Source organism: Vibrio sp. 10N.222.55.C6 (assembly GCF_041473395.1).
GTDB classification, from domain to species: Bacteria; Pseudomonadota; Gammaproteobacteria; order Enterobacterales; family Vibrionaceae; genus Vibrio; species Vibrio crassostreae_C.
Genome location: NZ_JBFRSD010000877.1, coordinates 1 through 287, shown reverse-complemented (window position 1 = coordinate 287; position 287 = coordinate 1). Strand labels below are relative to the sequence as shown.

The 287-nt window shown below is 47.4% G+C and carries 1 protein-coding gene; it reads right to left on the bottom strand.

All coding sequences use genetic code 11. From position 1 onward, the window contains the following. The coding region (locus tag AB4486_RS26660; protein WP_372119773.1) for a DUF3404 domain-containing protein at positions 1–287 on the bottom strand (287 nt) is incomplete at both ends.

Below are 287 nucleotides of genomic sequence, written 5' to 3'. Positions count from 1 at the left end.
AGTGCTTCTCTGCCTTGTGCCGTGAGTGCTTCTAGCTTGGTATATAAAGGGTGCTGTGGGTTGGTAATACTCAAAAACGGGCGTATTTGCTCGCTTACGTCTGGGTAAGCTGCCAAATAACGATCAGCAAAGCTGCCACCAGCAGGGTGACGTTTGGAGTGTGCTGCAAACCAAATCGAATCCAATGCTTGTTGCTGACACAAAGCGAGCTCAAACTCGATGGCGTCATGTAATGAAGGGTTACTGTTTTCAATCGCTTGGCAGTGATCTTGTATTGATGCTAATGC